This is a genomic window from Pradoshia sp. Z5_111, from assembly GCF_058267535.1.
In genome coordinates this window covers 191,652-217,683 of the sequence record NZ_JBZCPQ010000006.1, presented here as the reverse complement: position 1 = coordinate 217,683, position 26,032 = coordinate 191,652, and the positions used below count along the sequence as shown (strand labels likewise).

Below are 26,032 nucleotides of genomic sequence, written 5' to 3'. Positions count from 1 at the left end.
CTTTTCATTTTTATTTAGACAATTGAATAATTCTTTGTCCCTTGGTTACCCATTTGAGTGGAACGGGCAAAAGCAGTAGTGCCTGTTCTTGCCAATTCCTTAATTCCGTACGGCTTGATTAATTCGATAAAAGCTTCTATTTTATTTGATTCACCGGTTATTTGAATCACAAGACTTTCCTTGCCAATATCAATAACCGAAGCTCTAAAAGGCTCAATGAGTGAGTAAATCTCACTTCTCGATTGGGGAGTGGCAGTTACTTTTACTAGCGCAAGCTCCCTGGCTACAACGGATTGATCTGTTATGTCTTGTACCTTTATGACATCAATCTGTTTATTTAGTTGTTTGGTAATTTGTTCAGCAATTTGCACGGATTCGACATGTACGACACAAGTTATTCGTGCTCTCTCCTCCATTTCGGATTGCCCTACCGTAATACTTTCAATGTTATAATTTCGTTTCGTAAATAAATTGGTAATCCGGTTAAGGACACCCGGTCTGTTTATAACGGTTAAAGTGATGATCCTTTTCAATTTTTCTTCACCCCTACCATTTCATTAATTCCCTTTCCAGGTGCAACCATTGGGTATACATTTTCTTCAGGTTCCACAAAAATATTGATTAACACAGGGCTATCTTTACTAAATTCTTCGTTAAATACCCTTTCAGCTTCTTCCTCCGTCCGAATATCGAATCCCTTTATTCCATAAGCTTCTGCCAGCTTGCTGAAGGAGGGTTGGGAACGAAATACACTTTCTGAGTATCGGGATTCATAAAAGATTTCCTGCCATTGGCGTACCATTCCAAGAGAGCCATTATTGATAATGATAATTTTTACCGGTAAGTTCAGTTCTGCGATAACAGCAAGTTCCTGAATGGACATTTGGACACCTCCATCACCATTTACGGAGATCACCAAATCATCTGGTTCAGCAATTTGTGCTCCAATCGCAGCCGGTAAGCCAAAGCCCATCGTGCCAAGTCCTCCGGAGGTTACCCACGCATTCGGACGCTTAAAAGGATAATACTGAGCAGCCCACATTTGATGCTGACCAACATCAGTTGTCACGATGGCATCCCCATTACTCATTTCATAAATCATTTCCATAATTCTCTGCGGTTTCAGATGCTGACCGTTCCCTTTGTCGTAATAGAATGGTGCATCCTCCAGCCAATTCTGAATTTGCTTCCTCCAGTCCTCGTTATCTGGCCGTTTGCCATTCTGCTTGATTAAATGCTTCAGAGCATGCCTTGCATCTCCAACAACCGGGATAGCCGTCGGGACATTTTTACCGATTTCTGCAGGATCAATATCTATATGGGCAACCATTGCATGTGGTGCGAATTTTGATAGATTACCTGTTAAACGATCATCAAACCTGGCACCAATATTGATTAATAGGTCACATTCAGACAGTGCCATATTGGCTGCGTATATTCCATGCATCCCTCCCATTCCGATGTAAAGCGGATGACTTGGTCGGAAACTGCCAAGACCCAATAATGTATTAACGACTGGGATTTGCTGTTGCTCAGCATATTCAAGTAAGTACTTTGAGGCTTTCGCATGAAGGATACCTGCACCAGCCAAGAAAACGGGCTTCTTAGAAGAACTGACTGCTTCTACGAGTCTTCTAATCTGCAAATAATTCGGTTCATACTTTGGCTGATATCCTGGCAAATGGATTGTTTCGGGTTCCTCTTCTATTGCTACAAGCTGAGCCATATCTTTCGGGATATCGATGAGGACTGGTCCTGGCCGTCCTGTTGAAGCAATATGAAAGGCTTCCTTCACGATTTTTGGAATATCTGCCGTATTTCGAATTTGATAATTATGCTTTGTGATAGGAGTTGTAATTCCTAAAATATCTGCCTCCTGAAAAGCATCTGATCCGATTACTCCTGTACCAACCTGACCGGTAAAAACGACTAAAGGCAAGGAATCCATCATGGCATCAGCAAGACCTGTGACAATATTGGTTGCTCCGGGACCAGATGTAGCAATTACCACTCCAGGCTTTCCACTTATCCTTGCATATCCTTCAGCCGCATAGATTGCGCCTTGCTCATGTCTTGGCAATACATGCTTCAATCCCGATTTATAAAGTGCATCATAAATGGGTAGAACGGCACCTCCGGGGTATCCAAATAAGACCTCCACTCCTTGCTTTTTCAGGGCATTGACCAACATCTCGGCTCCGCTGATTTTTATTTCAGTTTGTAGGCTTTTCTTTTCAGCAAGAGCTGTTTTCTCCAACATGGAATCTACCTCCTGTTTAGTGATAGGCTTATTTGCCAGGTCCTTTTTTAAAAATAAAATAAAAAAGCCTTTTCATCACATACGTTTCCCAATTGAAACGCAGGGATGAAAAGGCTTGTTGTCCTTTCCATGGTACCACCCTAATTCATAATTGATTTCATCAATCATGCACTCTTTACTTTTGATAACGGGTTGATCGGTCAAACCCGGTCTGTATTACTGGAGATTTCATACAGACGCTCAAAGGGGAGTTCATACTTGGAAACAGTACCGATTCTCAGCACCACCGGCTCTCTGTAACTGTTCAGCCCACTTACTACTTATCCTTATCATCGCTTCTACTTATTAAATTCTTGTTATTAGTTCCACTATTATAGATCCAAATAATTACTAATTTGTTATCTCGTTGAAATTTATAATACGACCTTCCAGACACATAGTCAACTGATTTTTCTAAATTATTAGACTATTTAATTAATTCTGAATAATTGTATGCGCTTTCATTGTTTTTACTAAGCGGTTTTCCTATTTTTAAATTTTTATCATCGCAATATCAGTTGTAATTAAAAGAAATAAATGAAATTTTATCTCTATTTTTTTACACAAAAAAAGAGCCTATAAGCTCTGGAATTTATTGCGATGCTCTTCTTCTTGCTATGTATTTTACTAAAATAATAGATACAATAACTGATAAAAGTGTATACGGCAGGTATTTCTCAAACAGATCGGTAAAACGGAACGGTGCTTCATGGATAAACTCGGCTTTCTTCCATTGTTGGTTATCGATTTCAACAGCAATGGCCGAATCAGAGGATTTATTTTTTAATGTATAATACTTAGTGCCTACAGGGTAAATGTTAGAGCCGTTTCCTTTATAATGCCCGGTATTGTCATCTGCCTCTGACTCCACCTTGCCTATGTATTTACCAATTTCCCGAGGATCTATTACCTCATCTTCCTTGATTTCATATACCTTACCATCCCAAACAACAAAGTATTTATTCCAACTTAATGCTTGGGCCGATGATAGATAGATGAATGAAAGGATAAATAGTATCAGGGTCGTCTTTTTTTCAGAGCAATCGAACTCCTTCATAAATACTATTTTAATAGTAGCATATAATTTCCACATTATTTACATATAATTCACTAAAAAATCCTGCGGATCAATTACCACAGGATTTCCCATTATGAAGTCTGGATATTTTTATACTGGCTTTCATACATTTCACTGTATCGACCTTTATGACGTAATAATTCTTCATGCGTTCCACTCTCTTTGACTTGGCCATCATCAATGACCATAATCATATCTGCCTCGCGAATCGTACTAAGCCTGTGTGCAATCACAAAGCTGGTACGTCCTCTCATCACTTTACGCATAGCATTCTGTATGGCAAGCTCTGTTCTCGTATCTACACTGCTGGTCGCCTCATCCAGAATCAGAATTGCTGGATCCTTTAATATTGCCCGGGCAATAGCCAGTAGTTGCTTGTTCCCTTGGCTGAGATTTGCACCATTTTCTAGAAGCATCGTATCGTAACCATTTGGAAGTCTTGTAATAAAATAATGAGCATTCGCCGTTTTGGCAGCTTCAATCATTTCTTCATCTGTAGCATCCAACCGGCCATATTTAATATTCTCTTTAATGGTTCCCGTAAATAAATACGTATCCTGCAGCACAATCCCAAATGTATCTCTTAAGCTCTCTCTTGTATAATCACGAATATCTACTCCATCGATTAAGATGCTCCCTTCAGATACCTCATAAAACCTGGTTAAGAGATTTGTAATAGTGGTTTTTCCTGCACCAGTTGGCCCCACCAGCGCATTGTGGCTTCCCGTCTTTGCTTCAAAACTGACATTTTTTAAGATGGGGTGATTTGCTTCATATCCAAATGAAACATTCTTAAACGTTACATTTCCTACTGAATGCCGGAGGGGAACCGCATGCTCACCATCTTTTGTCTCTTCATTCTCATCAATCACCTGAAATACTCGTTCAGCACCTGCAACTGCAGACTGAAATAGATTGAATATATTGGCCAAATCATTTAACGGCCTTGTAAACTGCCTTGAATAGCTGACAAAACTGGCAATCACACCAATCGTTACAGCTTCATTTACAGCCAAAATACCGCCTACAATAGCAATTGCAGCCAGTCCCAGATTATTAATTGCATTCATTAATGGCATTAAATAACCTGACCAGATTTGTGCCTTCCTCCCTGATTCAAACAATTTACCATTGATCTCTTCAAACGTCTCGACCACTTGATTTTCCCTGTTAAAGGCTTTAATAATAATCGTTCCGGATATCGTTTCCTCTATATGTCCGTTCAATTTGCCTAAATGCTTTTGCTGTTCCCGAAATAAAACCCGTGTCCGTTTAGCAATCATTTTCGTCAGCAAAAACATAAATGGTATTGTAATACATGCAGCCACTGTCAAAATAGGGCTCAATATTAGCATCATAATAAATGATCCCGTTATTGTGATGACCCCACCCATCAGCTGTGTAGTCGATTGAGAAATACTACTGCTTACATTATCGATATCATTGGTAACTCTGCTCATCATATCGCCATGAGCATGTGAATCAAAATAACCGATTGGTAGTTTAAGCAGCTTTTGAAATAGCTTGCTTCTTAAGGATTGAACAACCCGCTGAGAAACTCGGGCCATCATCCAACCCTGGAGCAAACTGGATATTCCATCCGTCACATAAACCACAGCCAAAATAAGAATCATCATATGCAATAAATTCAGGTCAACTGATTCCTTCGCAATTGTATCGACTGTTCTTCCAATCCAATAGGGAACAAATAAGCTGATGGCTGAACTAATAACTACAAAAACAAAAATAATCCACAGACTTCTCTTTTCAGACCCAAAAAATCCCCAAATCCGTTTAAGAGTTCCCGTAAAATCCTTAGGTTTTTCTACAGGAGCAAATCGACCCGCACCATGGCCATGGCCTCTTCCACCTGGTTTCGGCATTTGCGGCTGTGAGGGCTTGCTTCCATTCTCCGATTTATTTGCCATGGCTAACCATCTCCTCACCTATTTGCGAACGTATAATTTCCTGATAAACCGGATTATGAGTTTTTAACTCTTCATGATTTCCAATGCCTACTATTTTCCCGTTATCCATAATGATAATTTTATCAGCATCCATAACAGAGGTTATTCGTTGAGCAATCAAAAAAATAATCGACCCTTTCGTTCTTTCCCCCAATGATTCCTTTAGTTGCTTCTCCGTGACCGCATCAAGTGCGCTGGTTGAATCATCAAGAATTAAAACAGATGATTTTTTCAACAGAGCTCTGGCAATCGATAATCTTTGCTTTTGGCCACCGGAAAGATTGATTCCGCCCTGACCAAGATGAGTATCATATCCATTGGGCAAAGCCTCTATGAATGTATGGGCACAGGCTGCCTTGGCTGCCTGTACCACCTCTTCCATACTGGCATTCCCATTTCCCCAACGTATATTTTCTTTAATCGTTCCCGTAAATAACACAGATTTCTGAGGTACATATGCCACAGACTCTCTTAACAGTGCTGGATCCATCATTTGAATATTAACCCCATTCATATAAATGGCACCTTTAGAAGGTTCATACAATCTAGGAATCAAGTTAACCAGACTGCTCTTTCCTGATCCGGTTGAACCGATTATTCCAACCGTTTCTCCCATATTTACATGAAAGGTAGCATCTTTTACTACAAAATCCTCCGTTCCAAAGTATGAAAAGCTGACTTGATTAAAAAAGATACCTTCTTTTTCAGTAGCTTTTGCAGATGTATCAAGTGTTGAAGGAGGATCCTCGGTATTAAATACTTCTCCAATCCTTCCGGCAGATACCCTTGCCCGGACAAAGAAATTAAATATCATTGAAATCATCGATAATGATACTAAGATTTGAGTCATATAGTTCACATAGGCAACAATTTGTCCAACCTGCATCTGTCCATCATTTATATTCCAACCGCCCACTAAAAGGACGAGCACAATTCCAAAATTCACGGTTAGCATGATTCCAGGGCTAAATACAGACATTACTCGCATAGCTTTAATAGAAGTTTCTGCCAAATCATCATTCCGTTCTTCAAAACGCTCCTTCTCAAACTTAGAACGATTGAATGCCCTGATTACCCGTATGCCGGATAAATATTCTCTCATTACCCCGTTCAAGCGATCTGTCACTTTTTGAACGCGGATAAAGAAAGGAAAGCTAAGTTTCAGATTCAGCATAATGATACACGCTACAATCGGAATGATAATTAATAGAATCCATGATATAGAAGCATTTAAACGGACTGCCATGATAATGCTTCCTATACAAATCAATGGTGCCTTCACCATAATTCTCATCAAGCCGTTCACAAAAACTTGCACCTGTGTTACATCATTTGTAAGCCTTGTGACAAGAGTTGCCGCTTCAAACCGGTTCATTTGCACGAGTTTTAGAGATTGAATTTTTTTATATAAATCGGAGCGAAGTTCGGCTCCCATTTTTTGCGAAATATTACTGGAGATTATATTCCTGCTTATTGCACCCAACGCACCTATTGCCGTAACAACTAGCATTACTCCTCCCATTTCCAATACAAATGAAAGGTCCTTATTTGCTACACCTTTATCAATCATCGTTGCTAATATCGTGGGCAGAAGCAAATCACAAATAGCTTCCACCATTAGAAATAAAATCGCAATCGTAAATAAAACTCCATATTTCTTAATATATTTTCGTAAATACCCCATACCTTCACCTTTTTTCGTTACCGACATATGACTACATCCTTATTTTGCTAAAACCTTTTCAATCATACAAGTAAAAAGCCCAATTTACCTTTTCGTTTAAAAATAGTTTAGGAGCTTTTTTATACGTATAGATAAAAAAACACACGGAATTTCCAATCGGAATCCCGTGTGTTTTCTTACTTACATATTTGATTTCTTAAGATAAAGATATACCGGATAACCCAATGCCGTAATCGCTAAACCAATTAGAGAATATAAGGTATCAGTAAAGACTGTACATACCAATATATATACTCCACCGATGATTCCGACAAGCGGAACAACTGGATAGAAAGGCACCCGATAAGTCGGAACTAGGTCCTTACGCTTTTTACGGAGGATGAAAACCCCGTAAATGGCCATTACAAAGAAAATCCATGTGGCGAATAAGGCCAGAGTAGACAATGTATTAAATGATCCAGATAGAATATAAATTATCGATAAGACCACTTCAAAAATAAAGACATTAATCGGTGTGCTAGTACGGCTTTCAACGCGTCCCATAACATGATGGAACGGGAAGATCTTGTTTTGCGCCATCGCAAATGGCACCCGGACACCTGTCATCAAATATCCGTTCAATGTACCGAATATAGAGATTAGAATCCCTATCGAGATAATCGCTGAGCCGCCGCTTCCAAAGAGAATGAGAGCAGCATCCGTTGCTACTTTTTCTGTTGAAACTATCTCCTGAACAGACATAACAGAGAAAAAGGCTACGTTTATTAGGACATAAGCTGCAATAATAATCGTCATTCCAAACAAAATAGAACGTGGTAAGTCGCGCTGAGGATTTTTCATTTCTCCAGCCATATTTCCAACACTCACCCAGCCTTCATAGGCAAACAAAGTTCCTAGGATTGCAGCACCGAAGCTGGTTAGGGTAAAGCTATGAACAGATTCTCCCGAGAATAGTGATGCTGTTTCTTTCCCCATTCCATGAATAATTCCAAACACGATAATGGCAATAATCGGAATCATTTTAGCTATCGTAGAAATAAACTGAATCCTGCCTCCAAGTTTAGTTGAGATGATATTTAGTGCGGCCACAAATACTAAAATACCAATAGCTAAGAATTTTTGTTGGAGGTCTGTCATAGGCATAAAATACGTTGCTTGTGTGGCAAAAACGATGGATAGCGCCGCTAAAATGCCTGGTATATAGATCAACGCTTGTACCCATCCAAATAGGAAAGCAACTTTTTCTCCATAAAGCTCCTTCAAATAAGCGAATACCCCACCTGTCTCCGGTATAGCTGAGCCAATCTCAGCCAACGTCAGAGCAGCTGCAAGAGTAATTAATCCCCCAAGTAACCAAGCTATAATAGCCGCCACTGGAGAACCGGCGCTTTCCAATACTGGAGTAGCTTTAAAAAATATACCTGATCCAATTACAACCCCAACTACAATGGTTAAGGCTTCTTTCAAACCAATTTCTTTCTTTAAAACAGCTCCCGCTGCATAGATGTTCTTCTTTTGATGTTTTGACATGGCTTAATTAATCCTCTCAAATTAAGTTCCTCATTTCACATATTCAAAATGTTATCTGAAAGCGAGAAGTTATTCAAGAGGATATTGGCGAATTGATGATATTAATATAGCAAAAATTCTATTACTCATTAGATAAACACCTAAATTATTCTATAATATAAAAATTATTACAAACCATCCTTCTCCCTCTATGACTATTACTTGTTTTCTCACTATATTATTTAGCAGAAAAGAATTGCCATCCTATATGTGTTCTTTTTTGTAGCTCACTCCACCATATATATGGATTATCATACATACATATATTCATACAATCGAAGACTGATTAGCTGATCAATTAATAGTTAATAGTCTTAAATACGACTCAGACGAAAGGATAAAATAACGCTTTCAATAATCGCAAAATTCCCTCACTTAAATTATCCCCCTCCTTCTAAAAACGTTATAATAAAATTGAATACAAACAGGGGGGTTTTAGAATCATGAAAAAACATGTTTATGTCATCACAGGTGGTTCAGGTGGAATGGGTAAAGCTACTGCTGAATTAGTCGGTAAGAAAGGAACTGTCCTTCTAGCAGATGTTTCGAATGAACGTTTAGTTCAAACAAAAGAAGAATTAGCAACAAAAGGAATTACAGATGTACATATCCAAACTGTTGATATTACTTCCAAGGAAAACGTTAAAGCTTTAGCAGAAAAAGCTGCTGAACTTGGGACATTAAAAGGGTTGGTACATACAGCTGGTTTATCTCCTACAATGGCAGATTCCAGACGTATTACGGAAGTTAACCTAGTAGGTACAGGCATTGTTTTAGAAGCTTTCCTACCTTACGCTACAGAAGGAACGGCTGTTGTATGTATTTCATCCATGAGTGGTTATATGCCTCCACGCCAAGGTCCTTATATTGATGTACTAAAACATCCATTAGCTGAAAATGTGGTGGAAACAATGGAGCAATTTGCTCAAGGGAACCCAGGCGCTGCTTACAGCTTATCTAAATTAGGTGTACAATTAATTGTGGAAGAACAGGCATGGACATGGGGAGAAAAAGGAGCACGTATAACATCTCTATCTCCTGGTACAATCAATACCCCAATGGGCCGCCAAGAAGCAGCTAAACAAGCAGAAATGAAAAAGTTGCTTGAGATTACACCTTTACGTCGTGAAGGAGAAGCCAAAGAGATTGCTACTGCTGTAGAATTTTTACTAAGTGATGCAGCTTCTTATATTACAGGCATCGACTTACGTGTTGATGGTGGTACGGTAGCGAATCTAGCAAAACAAAAATAAATCATAATACAATAATATAAGATATTCTCTAGCACCCTGAACGGTAGGTTTTAATCCTAAATTTCAGGGTGCTCTTTATGGATATCTCTTGCTCTCCCCGCACTTACAGTCTAACTATCTATCTTTCTTAAATCTATACATCATCCAATATCCAATATCAGCAAACCCAATTCGTTTATATATAGCACCCGCATTAGGATTGTCATAAAACAAACATATTTCCTTACCCTCACTTAGAAGCTGTCTGCACAACTTAACCATGCATTTCGTTGCATAGCCCTTTTTCTTATAATCTTCTAAAGTAGCGACAGCAACTACCATAGCTGAACGGGAATTTTCTGCCGTAGTTGAAGCGGATGAAACAATTTTCCCATCGTCAGAAATATAAACACAACGCGAGAACCCATCCTTTAAACTTTTTCGTTTTTCTTCTACTGGTGTGCTTGAATTTTTAAATTCCGGAATACTTTGCAGTAACTCAACAATTCGTTCTGCATCCTCAGGTGCAGCATATTGGACTTTTGCCGTATCTACATAGCTGGCTTCAGAGTTTAAAGCTTGGCATTTCGCATAAAATGTTTGCCTTTTATTTAGAACTCTTTCTTGTAAATAGGGCTCCATATTCGCAGTAACTTCCTTTAAGCCAGACATCATGGAGAAATCAGGGTCATCAAGCATAATATCAGCAAATCCCTTAGCATCAAATACATCATTCTCAGCATATGCGATATAGTTTTCTTTGTATTTTAAAAGAATGGCAACCAGATTCCCTTCCGTATCAAACTCTCCCCAAACCTTTTGGAAATCTTCCTCGTACCCATATGCTTCAATATCACCGATTAAAAATAGATTCTCTGCTGGTCGCTTATTAATAAGAGTCAAACAAACAGCATGATACTCCTGGGTTAAACGCCTAATCACTTCCTTCACTCCCTTACAAAAATATAATGAAAGCAGCCGAATATACATCATCTAGCCAGATGAATGAGTCCAGTTAAATTCAATCCTAGTCGGCGAAAAAGAAACCGAGCTAATTTCAGTATGATTCCAAACATTTTAACATAATTACCCATTTAATTGGGCTATCATTCTATTTTTTGTCTTGCTTAATAAAGAGTCTTCCCGCACTTACTTACTGCTGATTTTTTAATTCAACTATTTAATGGTTTCTAATTTTCAACCGAGCTCTTACCGGACAAATAAGGTAACTAGAGCTCTATTTGTTCTAAAAAAAAACATCATATCCACACGGTTGAAAATAAACCGTCGGATACGATGTTTTCTTACATTATTTATTGACCTTCAACCACTTCTTTTAATATTTCGTAGGAACGCTTTTGTTTGTCCTCATCAAAGATATAGGATACAGCCATGATTTCGTCTACATTATATTTTTCCTGGAATTGGATTAGCTGTTCACGGATGGAAGCCTTTGATCCTAGTAAAGTGACACTGGACATCGATTGAGCCATTTGCTTTTCAGGTCCCCTCCATAGCTCATCCATATTTTCAACTGGAGGACTTAATGGATTTTTTGTCCCGCGCACAACATTTAAGAAAAATTGTTGCATTGTTGTAGATTCCAATTCTGCTTCTTCATCGCTTTCGGCTGCAATAATATTCAGGCAGACCATCATATAAGGAGCACTTAGGTATTCAGATGGCTGGAAGCGACTTCGATAAATCTTGATCGCTTCTTCCAAATAAGTTGGAGCAAAATGAGCTGCAAATACATATGGCAGACCCAACTTAGCAGCAAGAACAGCTGATTCCGTAGAAGAGCCTAAAATATAGATAGGAATATTCGTGTCGACACCAGGGTACGACCTTACATAGCCCTGTGTCTCTTCCGGTCCCAAATAGCTTAACAAGGATTGTACGTCTGAAGGAAATGTGTAAACGGAATCCTTCTGTGAACGTCTTAATGCACTCGCCGTCATCATATCTGTTCCAGGCGCTCTTCCCAAGCCTAAATTCAACCGATTTGGATAGATGGTTGCCATTGTTCCAAACTGCTCCGCCACAACTAATGGAGAGTGGTTAGGCAGCATGATACCACCGGATCCGACCTCTATTTGATCTGTATGCTCCAATATATGTTTAATTAAAATAGAAGTGGCAGAGCTGACCATTGTAGGTGTATTGTGATGCTCAGCAACCCAATATCGCTTATACCCCATCTTCTCCGTAGCCTGTGCAAGCTCAACCATTGAGTCGATTGCTCCCTTTGCATCCTGGCCTTTGCGAATAGGAGCTAAATTTAGTACAGAAACAGGTATATTTATATTAATATTATTATTTGTCATATAGTTTAAATCCTCCATCATAAAGTTTCCATTTAATAGTAACAATTAAATGACAATAAACAAACATTCTTGCTTGAACAATCCTTTTTCTAAGCTTCGCACCTGGGTATTAATAGTTGTTTTTCCTATCAATAATGGATATACTAAGCGGACAAGTAAATCGTTAAAGGAGTAATCAAATGGCGAAAATTGAAGTGGGAGAAATCCTTGTATTAGAAGGCGAAAATGGACAGGAAGAAGAAATTGAAGTACTAGGTACATTGGATGTAGACGGAGCAGAATACGCTGTTACCGCACTCGTGGAAGAAATCAAACTCGAAACAGAAGATGATATGGAAATATTCTTTTTCCGTGTTGACGAAGACGGTGAGCTTCACGAAATTGAAAGCGACGAAGAATTCCAAAAGGTCGCAAGTGTACTTGAAGAGAACATGAAACATTCTCATTAATTTACAGAAAAAGGTTGTCCAGATGCTTAAAGCACAAGGGACAACCTTTTTTTGTTCAAAGACAAAATATATATGATGGATTGAAACAAAATAAAAGCATTATTTATCAAATAAACTTAAAATAGAATCACTTAACTCTGAATCATCAAACGCGTCTTCCTTCTCCACTTCCCTATACACTTTTGCCTTTAGTTCAACCCAATTACTTACATCATCCCCCCTAAATATATGAAAGATGGGAGAGATAATCTGATATTCCTGCTGAATAGCATAACGTAAGAGCTCATCCAACGCATGTTCTGTATTGATTTCAAAATTGTTATTCACTCGGGTCATTAACATATCATCAATAAAGAAATAACTTTGAAACATTAAATCTGTTTTTTCAGCAGACACATAGGATTGTTCGACAGGCATATAAATGTCTATCAAAATCCTTTCATCAAACGGGATATTGTATAGAGCATAAAAAAGCGGTCCTTTAACGGTCAAACCGGCATTCACTAATCTTTCATTAAAGTCCTCTAACGCTTGATTAAGCTGACTGTAATGGATTTCATATGTATGCCAAACCACATTCTTGTGCATAATTGTCTCATTTTCGATAACCATGCTTACCCTTCTTTCACTATGGCATATATATCCATCATTACGCTATCAAACGCATCAAAGCACACATGATAAAAAGAATCTTCTAATTCCAGTTCATTTTGTTCTGCATATGCCTTCAAAAGTCCATATGCTTCCTCAAGCTCTTCTATTTCTGCACAACGCACATAGATAGCTGGAGTAAGCTCTAAAAAATCTATTTGTTTGAAAGGGGCGCCTTCTTCCACCTCTACCATCTCATTCAAACCAATATAATACGTGTATTTCCCAAACGCAGGTTCATTCTCTACTTCTTCCGTCTTAAAAATAACCGGACTCGTATAATAAATATCACTATTAACCAAATTATTTCTCAGGCTTAACGCAGGAACAAACCATTCCTCATGCGGAATTGTTTCCTCCACACTTATCACATTCCGAATCACCATGGATTCTTCTCTTACAATCATGCCCCCAACCCCTTATCATGTTTAGATATTATCTATAAACTTTCTTATTTGATTTTCTTGATTTACGCGGTGGAGAAACCGAAAAGGAGGGAAATCTAAATACCCCATAAGCGGCAAGGATAAATTCACATACACCAATTAGCATACCAATAAACAATACAGAAAAAAGTATTACATAGAATGTAAGTTCAAAGTTCCCTAAAAAACCATTTCGTACAAGTACAGTAAAAAATGATATCAGAACAAAAAGAACTGGCAGTCCCAATGTTACTGATACACGCTTAGGCGGTTCCGTATCCCCACTCTTAATTAATTTCGCTCTTTTTACAAAATAAAAGAAACTAATAATATGAATAATCAACCCAACAATAATCAAAAAGGGAATAAATATCAATTCAACATCATCATACCCTTTATCTTTATAGAACAAATACACAGTAAGATAAGGCTCAACAGCGACTTTATAAGTTAAAATTACCATGCCGACCATCAATACCTTCTGATTAAAAAGATTTTTCTTTCTGCAAAATAACAGGAGAAATAGGTGAAAAATAAATAAAGCTGCTTCTAAGTAAAAAATATAATGAATAGCAGGAGATAAGGTATCCCATCCAACAGTGCTTTCTTCATTTGCAACAAAATAAGCTACACCTACAACAAATACTGAGTAAATAAGGATACCAAATAGATACCTTCTAACATTATCAAATGTTAATCTACCGTCTTTCACCTCATACTTTATGTTCGTTAAATTAGTTTCAGTAAGTCCAGCCATACTATATCAACACTCCAGATAGTTTATTTAAACCACTTAGTTAAACTCTTTCCAATCTCTTTAGTTGTTTGGGAAATGGAATCAACGCCCTTATTTACAAAATCTTTTGTGTGTTCTGTCACACTTTTTGGTGGTTTTCCATACTTTTTATTAACAATTAAACTTGCTCCAAAGCCCACACCTGCCCCTAATACAGTACCAAGCGGAGGTAAAAATGCAGATCCTGCTAATGCTCCTGCAGTCGTAGCTCCTGCGCTAAACGCTGTATCAACAGCTGTCCCTACAACAACCTTCTGAGTGTCTCCTTTATATTTTTTATAGTTATCATTGAGCATAACCCCAAAACTTAAAGGTCCCAGTCCCTTCCCTAAAATCTTCATTCCTTTGCCAAGGTTATTCATTCCTTTAGTACTCTCATTAAATGTATCAACCATATTTCTATATGCCTGACTTGGATGCTGCCAGGTTGGTATATCTGTGATAACTTTTTTTACTGATGTATATTTCTTTCCTATAAATTCATCGTTGAACGTAGTTGCCACCACTTTAATTGGATTTGTTTTAATCTGATTTCGTAATTCTCTATACTTTACAAATCCCATATTATCTTCAAATTCCCTTAACATTGCCAGCTTACCACGCTCTTGTGTAAAAACCTGCATGGCTGACTTAAGTTCATTAAAGTGATTACCTGTAAAAGAAGAGAATTTATACCGTTTCACATGATTAAAAAATGTTTTGTAATTGAATTTATAAATAGCACTTTGAGCAAGAATATTATTAAATTTTATTAGCTGTCCTTTCGTTAATGCATTTGCTCCTTGAAGAACCAGCCTACTATAATCGCTTGGATTTACCTTAGCAGAGATATAAAATTTAGCTAAAAGTTCAGTTGTATCGTTCGCCTTATTAAGGTATTTAGAGAATTTTTTATAGACACCATAACCAGCATTTAGCGCCACGAAGAAATTCCCATTCTTTGGCTGTTTCGATGTTCCTTTCACTTCATAATCATTCAAATCTAAATCTTTCATGCTGTTTTGTTTATGGCTTATTTTTACGTAATTATTCAGTTTAGTATTTAATTTTTTTACTTTTTCTCTACTTTCATTGACCTTCTTAAGTGCATTCCTGTCATAGTTGTAGAGATCTTCGTTTACGTTCTTAATATATTTACTGGAATTTCTTATGGTCGTTTCAATAGATGCTATGGAGGGCATATATACCGATACCAAATCCGATACTTCTCTTACTGTTTGCTCTCCCTTATCATGTGTGGTTATCAGATTCTTTTCAATACTAAGCACCTTTTTGTCAGTTTCATTTAAATGATCCTCTGTTAGGATCGCTGTTTGGGATTGGTCTACATTTTGAGTGAATTCTGAGTGGATATCATTGAGGTTAGTTTGCAAAAGACCAATTGTTCTTTGTAATTCTGTCACTATTTTTCCATGCACGGACCGAAAATACTCCTTAGCTGTATCAGCCGTTTTACCTTGGAAAGAGTTCATTTTCTGGATATGATTTATTTTGTTTTGCACTTGTTCCAATTTTCTCAGGGTGTCTTTCATGTTGCTATTAAACTCGGATTTTAGATCCGTCAGTTCTTCCTTAGCAACCTTCACTTTCGCTTACCCTCCTTAAGGCATATTCATCTTCATGGATTGACTGATCTTTTTATCTTGTTGTACCATTTCCCGGCCAGTAGCCTGAAGCTTGATTAAATCATGATCTAATAACTCACAGTATACTTGTAAGGTCTCGTATAATTCCTGTATCACCTCAAGCTGTTCCTTCATACTTTTAAGATCTGTATGGCCAGTGGAAAATCTCATTGGCTTAAAGGCCGACAAATTAGACTTAGCCATGATCACCTGATTAACTGTTGATTCAAACACCTGTTCATTTATCGATACTTGGCCCATTGACCCGTCACCCTTCTCTCAGCGATAAAATAGAATGTGATAAATTAGAAATACGTGATTGATAGTGAGAAATATCACTGCGACAGTTTTCAATTTTGTTCATGACTCTTCGAATTTCCATTTCTATCGCTGTTTCTATATCTCTTATATCCTGTAAATAAGATTGAAGAGAACGATCGATTGTATGTATTTGGTCTTCGTACTTATTTTGGGTTGTTCCCTTCCAAAGGCGCGGATTGATATCCAACTGTATGAGGTTTCTTTTATACGTACTCGATTCCTGAATAACCTCAATCATATTGTTTTTAGCTATTTGTAATCTCTCTAACTCATCCTCGTACATCAGTATTTTTCTTCTACTATCAGATAGACGGCTTTGCGCTTCTGATCTTTGCCTGAGCAAGTCAGACTGTTCCATCTTTTATCACATCCCTTACATCAATCAGAGAAATGGTCGTTCATATTCACTACTGTATGATATAAAATTTTCTGACAAATTTCCCAGTTAATCAATAGATTTGACAAAGAATCAAACTATTAACCTACAACAAAATGTCAATTATAGTTAATTTAACCCAAAATTTTCAAAAGATAAACTTATGTTTGTAAAGAAATACAAAATTAATGTATATTTAAAAAAAGATTAAACCTCAACTAAAACTATTTAAATGAACTATCCACCCAAGGAATCCATCTCTGCCAACAGACATGCACAACAACTCTTCCCTCATAAATCCTAGAACTCAGCACACTCATAACATTAGCAATTTCACTTGAGCCATTAGCTTCAAAATACACAACCTCTTTGAATTAAGTTTTTTATAAAAAATTGATTTGAATGGAGGAAATTATGAAGAACAGTCTCAAGAAACAAATTGGAGTTGTTATATCAGCCACACTTCTTATCTTGTCATTTAACCTGCCCGAAAAAACCTCAGCAGGCAAACTGAAACCACCCGGCGAAACCTTCACACCTGGCCAATGGTTCCTCGGTGATAAACCAGCGAATTTAGACCCCAAGAAACCTCCGATTGTTTTTGTCCAAGGGAAAAATGGCAGTTCAACCAGTTGGTACGGTGAAACGGAGTATCATGGCGTAAATGATATGTATACAAAGGCATATGAAGCCGGATACCAAACTGCCTTTGTCCAGCTGTATGATGCAGCCGGAAATGGGTCGGAAAATCAGTATACGAACGGAGAATTACTTGCATCGATGCTGGCCGATATCTCGCGTCACTTCAACGGTCAGAAAGTAAACATCATCGCTCATAGCAAGGGCGGACCAGATACTCAGGCAGCGCTCATCCATTATGGGGCCCACCCCTATGTCGGCAGGGTCATCACATTAGGGTCACCCCATCGTGGCTCGGAGCTGGCAGACTTATCAAATAGTTGGTATGCAGGATGGCTTGGGGATTTGTTAGGTCAAAATGATGCCGGAACTTACTCTCTGCAGGTTGGAGAAATGGCGAGATTCCGTTCTGTCACAGACGGCCATACGAACAGAAACAAGAATAAGTACTATACCGTGGCAGGAACGGATCATGGACCTGCTTTCTCCGCTCTATCCCTGGGAGGCGCCTATTTATCTTCCTACGGGGATAATGATGGATTGGTCACTGAATCAAGCTCCAAACTATCCTATGGTACACATCTGTTTACGGACAGCTCAATTGACCATGATAATATTCGCATGGGCTCTAAGGTATTTTCACGAATTGAACCTTACTTGCGTAGTGCCACTGTCGCACAAACTAAAACCACAACCGATCTTCCCAATCAATATGAATCAGCTATCCAAAACACATCGTCCCACTATATTCATGGGGATGCCTTAGCCCAAAATCAACTTATAAAAAAAGAGATCTATATTCCTGAAAAAACTACCGGTACAATCTCAATCTATACCGCGAGCCCATCCACTGTTATTGAACTAGTTTCACCGGATGGAACCATTATTCCCGCCTTCTTAAAGCCAACAGCCGACCAGATGATTTTTTCCGGTGCCAGCTTATATACCTTTAACATTAAAGAATTCACCCCTGGTACATGGACTGTACAAATGAAGGCAAAGGAAGCAGATGATGCGTATCTATTAGCCTCTACCTTTAACGAAAAGGATGTATATAAGCTCGATATGGCCGGAACTGGCAAAGCAGAGCAAACCGGATTCACCATTCACACTCCTAAAAATGCAAATACAAGCAGCATGACCATTAAATTCATAGATAAAGATGGGGTTGAGCTAACACAAAACATCCTGCCGAAGACCACCAACGGAGCCGATATTTCTGCTACACTGCCAAAGGTTCCTAAGCCCGGCGTCTATAATATGACGATTGATATCAAAACTAAGCACCCTAACGGCGAAGAATCTATTCGCACCTTGGTGAGATCTGTTTACATTGACTAATTATAGAAACAACCCTCTTATGTTTATCTATCAGGGGGTTGTTTCTTTTTTGTATTCAGGTTATAAAGTGACCACAATACAATTACTTACACTTCACTCTATATAATAACCCACGCGTTAATACGGGAATATTTTCATTTCCACCGGGAATTCTATGCGAAACATCTCTATAAAAGGAGCACGGATTATGAACCTGCAGAGTGGCAAATATTATTGGCAAACAACCTATCCAAATCCTCCTGTATATCCATCGTTGGAGGAAGATATACTTTGTGACGTTCTTATTGTTGGCGGAGGAAGTTCAGGGGCGCAGTGTGCTTATCTCTTAAGGGACAAAGGACTTAAAGTAGCAGTAGTTGATAAACGAAGAATTGGTACCGGCAGCACAATGACTAACACCGCCCTCCTTCAATACTTAGGAGATAAGATGTTGTTCGAGTTGGTCAATTCCTTTGGGGAAGAATCAGCCATTTACCATACAAAATTATGCGAGCAAGCCATTTCTGAAATTGAAGAAACCTCGAAAAAACTAAATATTGATTCCGAGTTTACACGAAGGGATAGCCTCTATTATGCCAGTGACCCACAAGGAGAAACTAAGTTACAAAATGAATATGATTATTTGATAAAGCACGACTTCCCTGTCGATCTGCTTAACGAAAGCCAAATTAAAGAGCGTTACCCATTTTCTAAGCAATCAGCCTTGTACATCCATAGTGATGGCGAAATCAATCCATTTAAATATAATCACGGTCTGATTCAAGCAGCCCATCAAGAGGGTGTACACATATTTGAAGACACAAAAATAACTGGCAAAAAATTTAATAAGGATTTTGCTACATTTTATACGGATCGCAATCATTCCATCACAGCGAAGCATGTCATCATTGCAGCCGGATATGAAGGGCTCGAATTTAAAAAAGATAAGGATTGTCTTCTGACCAGTTCATATGCTGTTATCACTAAACCGGTTGAAAATCTTCAGCAATCTGAATGGTATAAACAAACATTAATTTGGGAAACAGCACGCCCATATATCTATATGCGCACAACTGCAGATAAACGGATTATCATTGGAGGACTTGACGAAAACACAATCTATCCTGAGAATCGTGATTCAAAAATTATTCATAAAAAGACGAAGCTTATTGAAGAATTTAATAAGCTCTTTCCCGATATAAAAGCTGAACCAGAATATTATCTTGGAGCCTTCTATGGCGGGACACATGATGGACTTCCTCTTATCGGTCAATATGACGAATTTCCACACTGCCATTTTCAATTTGCCTATGGAGATAACGGACTTGTCTATAGCACTATCTTGTCTAAAATCATCACGGATATCATTACAAAAGGTTCCCATCCAGCTTTTAACTTATATAGTCAGAAACAGAGGGAAAGGTAATCCAAATAGATTATCTTTGTGATTACAATACTCAATGTAAAAGAATGGACTTAGAAGAAATTTATTTTATAATTTAGCTTCCTATTTATTATATTTAGAAAGCACAAAAAAACCTCTTATGAAAATAAGAGGTTTTTTTAATAGCGTCCCAGGAGAGATTCGAACTCCCGACCGACGGCTTAGAAGGCCGTTGCTCTATCCAGCTGAGCTACTGGGACATGTTTTTATTTTTTAAGTTGTCCTTAACGACATTTATTATTATATAATCACTTTATTTATAAGTCAATAACTTTTTTGAAAAAGTTTTTTATCTTTTTAAAAGTGAAGGGAAGGGAACTCACAAATCCTGATCTGTATATTCCCTTCACTTACTATACAACTTTTTTTCGATTTAGGAAAGTGTTGTTTTCAATTGCCAGCCTGGTAATTTTTCCCCCGACATTGTGTAAAAATCAACGATTGCATTCTGACCTTGTTTTTCGAGAATCACATAGGTTTTATACTGACTTCCTCTTGGCAGACGAATACTGCCGGGATTAATATACAGGCAGTCATCAATTTTTTCTGCACCTGCTATATGAGAGTGGCCAAAACAGATAACATTCGCACCAACCTCTTTCCCCTTCAAGCTAATATTCATCAACGTAGATTTGATATTGTATAAATGCCCATGTGTCACAAGTATTGACCAGTCTTCAAGATGTGCAATTAAATCTTCCGGAAAGTCCTCTCCGAAATCACAATTACCGCGTACAGTTTGATAATACTGAATTACTTGATCATCACGAGATAATTCTGAATCCCCGCAATGTATAAACAGATCGACCTCTTCTTTATGTCTTTCATGCAAAACGTCCAATTCTTCCAGTAAGCCATGGCTATCACTGACAATTAAACATTTCATAGGAATTCCACTACTTTTTCATTTAGTACTTTCTCTAATTCTTTTAAAGCATTCGCTCGATGGCTGATTTTGTTTTTCTCCTCTGCTTCGAGGTTCGCCATCGTGGTTTGTTTTTCCGGCACAATGAAAATAGGATCATATCCGAAGCCATTCTCGCCATCCGGCGCGTCAGCAATGATTCCCTCACATGTTCCGGAAACTGTAATGGGGTCCATCTTCGGACCAACGAATGCTATTGCACAATAAAAACGGGCAGTTCGTTTTTCTTGCGGGACACCCTTCAGCTCATTAAGAACCTTCTCATAATTAGCTCTATCATCTTTTTCGGGACCTGCATACCTTGCAGAAAAAATACCCGGACGTCCATCCAATGCATCAATGACCAAGCCAGAATCATCAGACAAAACAGGCATATTCATAAGCGCGGAAATAGCGTTAGCCTTCAAAAGGGCATTTTCTTCAAATGTACTTCCTGTCTCTTCAACATCAATCGCATTCTCAATATCCAATAGGGTAATGACCTTAATCCCTTTCGGGGAAAATAATGCTTCAAATTCTTTTGCTTTACCTTTATTTTTGGTTGCAATTAAAACGGTATTCATATTCACCTTCTCCTCCCAAGAGAAAAATCGTATAAATTGGTACGCTTTACTGAATTTTAGCTGCTATATCTCCCAATGCCTCTTGCTGTACAGTAAATAATTGCTGTAAACCTTCACTTGCAAGGTCAAGTAATTCATTTAATTGATGTCTGGAGAAAGTAGCTTCTTCACCGGTTCCCTGAAGCTCCACAAATTCTTCTGCGCCTGTCATAATGACATTCATATCAACCAAAGCCTTAGAGTCTTCATGATAATTCAAATCAAGAACCGCTCCAAGCTCCTCAACCATCCCAACGGACGTGGCAGCCAGATAGTTTTTAATCGGATAGGAGCTAATTTTTCCTGCCTCCTGAAGCTTATCGAGCGCAATCGCCATTGCAACAAATGCACCTGTAATCGAAGCTGTTCTTGTTCCTCCATCTGCCTGAATCACATCACAATCAATCCAGATTGTTTTTTCTCCAAGCGCTTCCAAATCGACTACTGCACGTAATGCGCGCCCAATTAAACGCTGGATTTCCATCGTACGTCCAGTAACTTTCCCTTTAGTTGATTCTCGCATCGTCCTTTGTTCTGTTGCACGAGGCAGCATTGAATATTCTGCCGTAATCCACCCTTTGCCTTCTCCGCGCATAAATGGCGGTACACGGTCATCTACACTGGCTGTACAAATCACCTTTGTATCACCGACACTGATTAACACCGAACCTTCCGGGTGTTTAATATAATTTGTTTCTATATGTACGGGTCTTAATTCATTCTTCTTCCGACCATCAAATCTCATAGGTACCTCCTAAATGTATACATCATGCTTAGTTTAGCATACCCTAATTCAATAAAAAAGCACCCTGTCCAAACAATATTGCCATTTATGTCCAAATTAAAACAAGCAAGCTCCTATACAGAGCTTGCCTATCTTTTTCTCTATTAGTATTTACCTGTATTGACGGTTTCCGGTCGTGTTACCGGTTCCGATAGCTTCTTGCCATCTTCCTTCAGAAGCTCACCCTCGCCATTTACCTGAATCGCCACTTTCTTTATATCTTTTTGCTCAGTCAGAGAAAGCACCAGTTCATTTAATAAATGGCCGGATACTATTTTCTCCTCCCCATCAAAGCTCGAATAAATAGATTCATTAAAATTAAGTGTAACCACGCCATCCTCTATTTTAGGTTCCTCGACTAATGCAACATCAGGTCTGAACTCCGTAACAAGCGGTGAGGAATAACCCGGACCTTTAATCAGGCTGCTGACTACGGCTTCTACATGATCTTTTTCTTGATTACTGATTCTTTTTGTCACTGGTACATAATAATAGTTATCTGTTTCACCGGACATATAGTAAACCGTTACAGGGCGTGTATTCATAATATCGGTCGTGTCTGTATGATCGTTATTGATTCCCATTAATCTTGATGTTCCGTTTTGTATGGCTGTTTTATTAACAGGCATCTCCTTTAATGCTTGCCCTTCAATTTGTAATTTTACTTTATCCACTTTATCAAATTGCGTTAACGTCCAAGTCACTGACTCCAGGATTTTCGTTTCATCCTCTTTTTTATATTCCTTAAACTCTTTAGAAAAATCTACGGTGGCTACTCCATCCTTAATGTCTACACTTTTAACAGCAGTATCTGCCGGTAAAACTGCTTTGAATCCATTCGGAAGCATTTGTGATACCGGGCCGTTCGTCACTAAATATTCCACCGCCTGCTTGGCTACACTTTCTGTATTAGGCAATGGAATGGTTTGTGGCACAATATATCCATTTGCATCCATTAAGTATAATTCCGTTTGAACCTTTAATGCCTCTTCATTCTTTCCTGCCTCTTCATTGGTGTTAACACCCTCCTGGTTGACAACTTCTTCTTCACCCTCTGCCTGCTCCTTCAAATACGTAACATCCTGAGGCGGATCAATTTCTTCTTTTTTTGGTAAATCGAACAAGCCGCAGCCTGACACTAAAACAGATGATATAAGTACCGAAGCAACCAATGTTGATTTCTTTCGTAAAGGCATACACCATTCCTCCTAAGACTGTTTGTACTACATATATACGGGGCTTGGCTCATTTTATACCTTTAAAGGCAGAAAAAATTATGTATTCAAAAAAACCTTGCACAATTTTAGCGAAGTATTTTCATACTTAAAATTGTGCAAGGTTTTTTATAAGTTGCTTTTCTATTCTCCATCTACCATCTGATAAAGCGTAGCATGTTCAACTGTTTCTACTGCTTCACCAAGCCAGGCGTAAGCAATAGATTTAAACATTCTTCTGGAGCCGGTAGTATAGAAATTGTAGGTTGGCTGAGGGGTTTCCCTATTTAGCATGCCAGCATGTTCCAATAATACACTTGCCTCTCTTGCCGTTTCTTCCCCTGATGATATAACCGTCACATAGGATCCCATATAATTTGAAATAGGTTCTGTTAGCAATGGGTAATGTGTACATCCCAAAATCAATGTATCCATGCTCCTATTTTTCAAGGGCTTTAATGTTTCAGCCACAATTTTTTTAGCAATTGCACTGTTCCATTCACCGCTTTCTACCAGAGGAACAAATTTGGGACATGCCAAGCTTTCTATGTGTACCTTTGGATGAATGCTCAATAACGCCTTATTATATGCTTTACTGCGCACTGTTCCTTCTGTACCAATAATACCGATGTTTCTTGACTTTGATACATCAATCGCCGCCCTGGCCCCCGGCTGAATAACACCCAAAACCGGAATTGGCAGGCTTGCCCTCATTTCCTCAAGTACGGCAGCCGTCGCGGTATTACAAGCTATAATTAACATTTTAATATTCTTCTTCAAAAGGAAATGAGCCATTTCCCATGTAAACTTTCGAACTTCCTCCATTGGTCTGGGCCCATATGGACATCTGGCTGTATCACCAAGATATATTAAATTTTCATTTGGAAGCTGCCTGATAAATTCTTTAAAAACCGTTAATCCGCCAACTCCCGAATCAATAAGTCCTATTGGGTTTTCTCTATCCAAATCAGATCGCCTCTATCTATCTTTTGCTTGCAGCATTTTGCTCTATTATTTAAACCGGACTGTATATCACTTTATCATTAGTTTATTTCTTTTCCAATCCATCACTTGGGCATAAAAATAGAGTAGTGATTCAAACCACATACTTTACATTTTACAATGACGTGTATAGTGATTTGATATTCGCTACTCTTCCTAATTTATGGACTCATAAAGGAATTGTCAAGAACAATGATAAATAGATCAATTGCTAGGCGAGCTTCTAAAAAGATCATTGAATGATCTTATAATTCCAATTCACCCATTCGAAGTAGTTCTACGACCGCTTGGGAACGGCCCTTTACGCCCAATTTTTGCATCGCATTAGATATGTGATTTCTCACAGTTTTCTCACTAATAAAGAGGTCCTTAGCGATATCTTTTGTTGTTTTGTCCTGTACCAATAACTCAAATACTTCTCTTTCTCTTTTTGTGAGTAAAGGTTTATGAGTGAAATCGTTCTCCTTCAACTATTGTAACCCTCCTTGCTACCAGCCATAACCTTAGGATTGGGTATATATTTAGTCACGATAGTGTATGTGACTGGTCTATAAGGAGTGACTATATTTAGATAAGAATGAACGTGTTTTTATGATTGAGGTTGCTTCTTCAATCCGTCATTAAACAATTCCTTCATCTCTTCTGTCCAAGCTACCGGCTTACCGCTTAATCTGGAAATTTGGACAACTGTTCCTCGACCGGTGAAGCAGGGAACCCCATCCTCCCGTAGACCAAGATAATGGATATCAACCGATGAATTGCCTATTTTATTTGCCTTAACTTTAATATTGAGTTTCTCATCGAAAAAAACCTGATGGAGAAAATCACATTGAAGATCAGCTACTACAGGAATCGTTTCATGTTTGGTATCCACCCAATCCTGCATCATGCCAAGACTTTTAAAATATTCAATCCGTGCCTGTTCAAAATACGTAAAAGGCACTGTATTGTTTAAATGCCCAAACATATCTGTCTCTGAAAATCTAACTTTAATAGAATAAGAAAAAGTAAATTCTTCTTTCCACTCTTCCATGTCTTTAATATATGCAATTTTACCCATTGGGAACACACCTCTCCATAAATATGAATGACTATTCATTCATTATACAGAAAAATCGACGAAATTGTAATTATTTTACTGGTGGATAGGTGTTTTTTGGAATTACACATTTTGAAGGTACTCAAATAGTTTTTTAATTTCTTATTCCATTTTTTTAATTTAAAATGGAAATTAAATGTAAAACATTAGCACTGTAATGTTAAACTTACGATATAAAGTTGATTCCTCCCACTGCTTTACAAC

Annotated in this window: 25 protein-coding genes, 1 tRNA gene and 1 other annotated feature; of the genes, 4 read left to right on the top strand and 22 right to left on the bottom strand. The window is 38.2% G+C overall.

Annotated features, from left to right (window positions below):
* Positions 1-14 precede the first annotated feature (14 nt).
* From ilvN to AC4D4A_RS14215, 6 genes are all read right to left on the bottom strand, one after another.
* Positions 15-533, bottom strand: a complete 519-nt coding sequence (gene ilvN / locus AC4D4A_RS14240) for an acetolactate synthase small subunit (protein ID WP_490996506.1) — start codon at positions 531-533, stop codon at positions 15-17.
* Complete coding sequence (gene ilvB / locus AC4D4A_RS14235; protein WP_490996505.1) at positions 530-2,260, bottom strand: acetolactate synthase large subunit; 1,731 nt, start codon at positions 2,258-2,260, stop codon at positions 530-532. The genes ilvN and ilvB overlap by 4 nt, the downstream gene beginning before the upstream one ends.
* Before the next feature lie 98 nt (positions 2,261-2,358).
* Positions 2,359-2,602 (bottom strand) — a binding site (T-box leader).
* 289 nt (positions 2,603-2,891) lie between these two features.
* Positions 2,892-3,392, bottom strand: coding sequence for a hypothetical protein (locus tag AC4D4A_RS14230; RefSeq protein WP_490996504.1), 501 nt, complete (start codon positions 3,390-3,392; stop codon positions 2,892-2,894).
* A 56-nt stretch (positions 3,393-3,448) separates the two neighbouring features.
* Positions 3,449-5,305 (bottom strand): ABC transporter ATP-binding protein, encoded by a 1,857-nt coding sequence (locus AC4D4A_RS14225; protein WP_490996503.1) that lies wholly within the window; start codon positions 5,303-5,305, stop codon positions 3,449-3,451.
* Positions 5,295-7,028 (bottom strand): ABC transporter ATP-binding protein, encoded by a 1,734-nt coding sequence (locus tag AC4D4A_RS14220; protein ID WP_490996537.1) that lies wholly within the window; start codon positions 7,026-7,028, stop codon positions 5,295-5,297. The genes AC4D4A_RS14225 and AC4D4A_RS14220 overlap by 11 nt, the downstream gene beginning before the upstream one ends.
* 180 nt (positions 7,029-7,208) lie before the next feature.
* Positions 7,209-8,558, bottom strand: coding sequence for an APC family permease (locus tag AC4D4A_RS14215; RefSeq protein WP_490996502.1), 1,350 nt, complete (start codon positions 8,556-8,558; stop codon positions 7,209-7,211).
* A 482-nt stretch (positions 8,559-9,040) separates the two neighbouring features.
* On the opposite strand from AC4D4A_RS14215, the gene AC4D4A_RS14210 reads away from it, so the two are divergent.
* On the top strand, positions 9,041-9,850 hold the full coding sequence (locus AC4D4A_RS14210) for an SDR family oxidoreductase (RefSeq protein ID WP_490996501.1): 810 nt from the start codon (positions 9,041-9,043) through the stop codon (positions 9,848-9,850).
* A gap of 114 nt (positions 9,851-9,964) precedes the next feature.
* On the opposite strand, the gene AC4D4A_RS14205 is transcribed toward AC4D4A_RS14210, so the two are convergent.
* Together AC4D4A_RS14205 and AC4D4A_RS14200 are read right to left on the bottom strand one after the other, a co-directional pair.
* Complete coding sequence (locus tag AC4D4A_RS14205; protein WP_490996500.1) at positions 9,965-10,771, bottom strand: GNAT family N-acetyltransferase; 807 nt, start codon at positions 10,769-10,771, stop codon at positions 9,965-9,967.
* Positions 10,772-11,142: 371 nt separating this feature from the next.
* Entirely contained in the window at positions 11,143-12,156 is a 1,014-nt protein-coding gene (locus AC4D4A_RS14200; RefSeq protein WP_490996499.1) for an LLM class flavin-dependent oxidoreductase, read from the bottom strand.
* Positions 12,157-12,335: 179 nt separating this feature from the next.
* On the opposite strand from AC4D4A_RS14200, the gene AC4D4A_RS14195 reads away from it, so the two are divergent.
* Positions 12,336-12,605: a DUF1292 domain-containing protein gene (locus AC4D4A_RS14195; protein WP_490996498.1), complete on the top strand. Its 270-nt coding sequence runs from the start codon at positions 12,336-12,338 to the stop codon at positions 12,603-12,605.
* 99 nt (positions 12,606-12,704) lie between these two features.
* Here the strand turns inward: AC4D4A_RS14195 and AC4D4A_RS14190 are convergent, their stop codons facing one another.
* Genes AC4D4A_RS14190 through AC4D4A_RS14165 form a run of 6 tightly spaced genes read right to left on the bottom strand, consistent with a single transcriptional unit; the run spans position 12,705 to position 16,781 of the window.
* Positions 12,705-13,217 carry a DUF5085 family protein gene (locus tag AC4D4A_RS14190; protein ID WP_490996497.1) on the bottom strand — a complete coding sequence of 171 codons (513 nt, stop codon included), beginning with the start codon at positions 13,215-13,217 and terminating at the stop codon, positions 12,705-12,707.
* A gap of 2 nt (positions 13,218-13,219) precedes the next feature.
* Positions 13,220-13,663: a DUF5085 family protein gene (locus AC4D4A_RS14185; RefSeq protein ID WP_490996496.1), complete on the bottom strand. Its 444-nt coding sequence runs from the start codon at positions 13,661-13,663 to the stop codon at positions 13,220-13,222.
* A gap of 28 nt (positions 13,664-13,691) precedes the next feature.
* Positions 13,692-14,438, bottom strand: a complete 747-nt coding sequence (locus AC4D4A_RS14180) for a hypothetical protein (RefSeq protein WP_490996495.1) — start codon at positions 14,436-14,438, stop codon at positions 13,692-13,694.
* A gap of 23 nt (positions 14,439-14,461) precedes the next feature.
* Complete coding sequence (locus AC4D4A_RS14175) at positions 14,462-16,063, bottom strand: T7SS effector LXG polymorphic toxin (protein WP_490996494.1); 1,602 nt, start codon at positions 16,061-16,063, stop codon at positions 14,462-14,464.
* Between the two features lie 15 nt (positions 16,064-16,078).
* Positions 16,079-16,363, bottom strand: a complete 285-nt coding sequence (locus tag AC4D4A_RS14170) for a TIGR04197 family type VII secretion effector (protein ID WP_490996493.1) — start codon at positions 16,361-16,363, stop codon at positions 16,079-16,081.
* A 7-nt stretch (positions 16,364-16,370) separates the two neighbouring features.
* A complete protein-coding gene (locus AC4D4A_RS14165; protein ID WP_490996492.1) occupies positions 16,371-16,781 on the bottom strand; it encodes a YwqH-like family protein in 411 nt (136 codons plus the stop codon).
* A 432-nt stretch (positions 16,782-17,213) separates the two neighbouring features.
* Between AC4D4A_RS14165 and AC4D4A_RS14160 the strand changes: the two genes are divergently transcribed.
* Positions 17,214-18,779: an esterase/lipase family protein gene (locus AC4D4A_RS14160; protein ID WP_490996491.1), complete on the top strand. Its 1,566-nt coding sequence runs from the start codon at positions 17,214-17,216 to the stop codon at positions 18,777-18,779.
* A 187-nt stretch (positions 18,780-18,966) separates the two neighbouring features.
* Positions 18,967-20,184 carry an NAD(P)/FAD-dependent oxidoreductase gene (locus AC4D4A_RS14155; protein ID WP_490996490.1) on the top strand — a complete coding sequence of 406 codons (1,218 nt, stop codon included), beginning with the start codon at positions 18,967-18,969 and terminating at the stop codon, positions 20,182-20,184.
* Between the two features lie 144 nt (positions 20,185-20,328).
* On the opposite strand, the gene AC4D4A_RS14150 is transcribed toward AC4D4A_RS14155, so the two are convergent.
* The 8 genes from AC4D4A_RS14150 to AC4D4A_RS14115 form a co-directional block, all read right to left on the bottom strand.
* Positions 20,329-20,402: transfer RNA gene (locus tag AC4D4A_RS14150), tRNA-Arg, on the bottom strand.
* A 173-nt stretch (positions 20,403-20,575) separates the two neighbouring features.
* A complete protein-coding gene (locus AC4D4A_RS14145; RefSeq protein WP_490996489.1) occupies positions 20,576-21,088 on the bottom strand; it encodes a metallophosphoesterase family protein in 513 nt (170 codons plus the stop codon).
* Positions 21,085-21,690, bottom strand: coding sequence for an XTP/dITP diphosphatase (locus tag AC4D4A_RS14140; protein ID WP_490996488.1), 606 nt, complete (start codon positions 21,688-21,690; stop codon positions 21,085-21,087). Before AC4D4A_RS14140 ends, AC4D4A_RS14145 begins: the two co-directional genes overlap by 4 nt.
* Before the next feature lie 46 nt (positions 21,691-21,736).
* Positions 21,737-22,474, bottom strand: coding sequence for a ribonuclease PH (rph, locus tag AC4D4A_RS14135; RefSeq protein ID WP_490996487.1), 738 nt, complete (start codon positions 22,472-22,474; stop codon positions 21,737-21,739).
* Between the two features lie 143 nt (positions 22,475-22,617).
* Positions 22,618-23,709, bottom strand: a complete 1,092-nt coding sequence (locus AC4D4A_RS14130) for a GerMN domain-containing protein (protein ID WP_490996486.1) — start codon at positions 23,707-23,709, stop codon at positions 22,618-22,620.
* Positions 23,710-23,871: 162 nt separating this feature from the next.
* Complete coding sequence (gene racE, locus AC4D4A_RS14125) at positions 23,872-24,693, bottom strand: glutamate racemase (protein ID WP_490996485.1); 822 nt, start codon at positions 24,691-24,693, stop codon at positions 23,872-23,874.
* A gap of 281 nt (positions 24,694-24,974) precedes the next feature.
* On the bottom strand, positions 24,975-25,199 hold the full coding sequence (locus tag AC4D4A_RS14120) for a helix-turn-helix domain-containing protein (protein ID WP_066108719.1): 225 nt from the start codon (positions 25,197-25,199) through the stop codon (positions 24,975-24,977).
* Positions 25,200-25,318: 119 nt separating this feature from the next.
* Positions 25,319-25,789 (bottom strand): acyl-CoA thioesterase, encoded by a 471-nt coding sequence (locus AC4D4A_RS14115; protein WP_066108722.1) that lies wholly within the window; start codon positions 25,787-25,789, stop codon positions 25,319-25,321.
* Between the last annotated feature and the right edge of the window lie 243 nt (positions 25,790-26,032).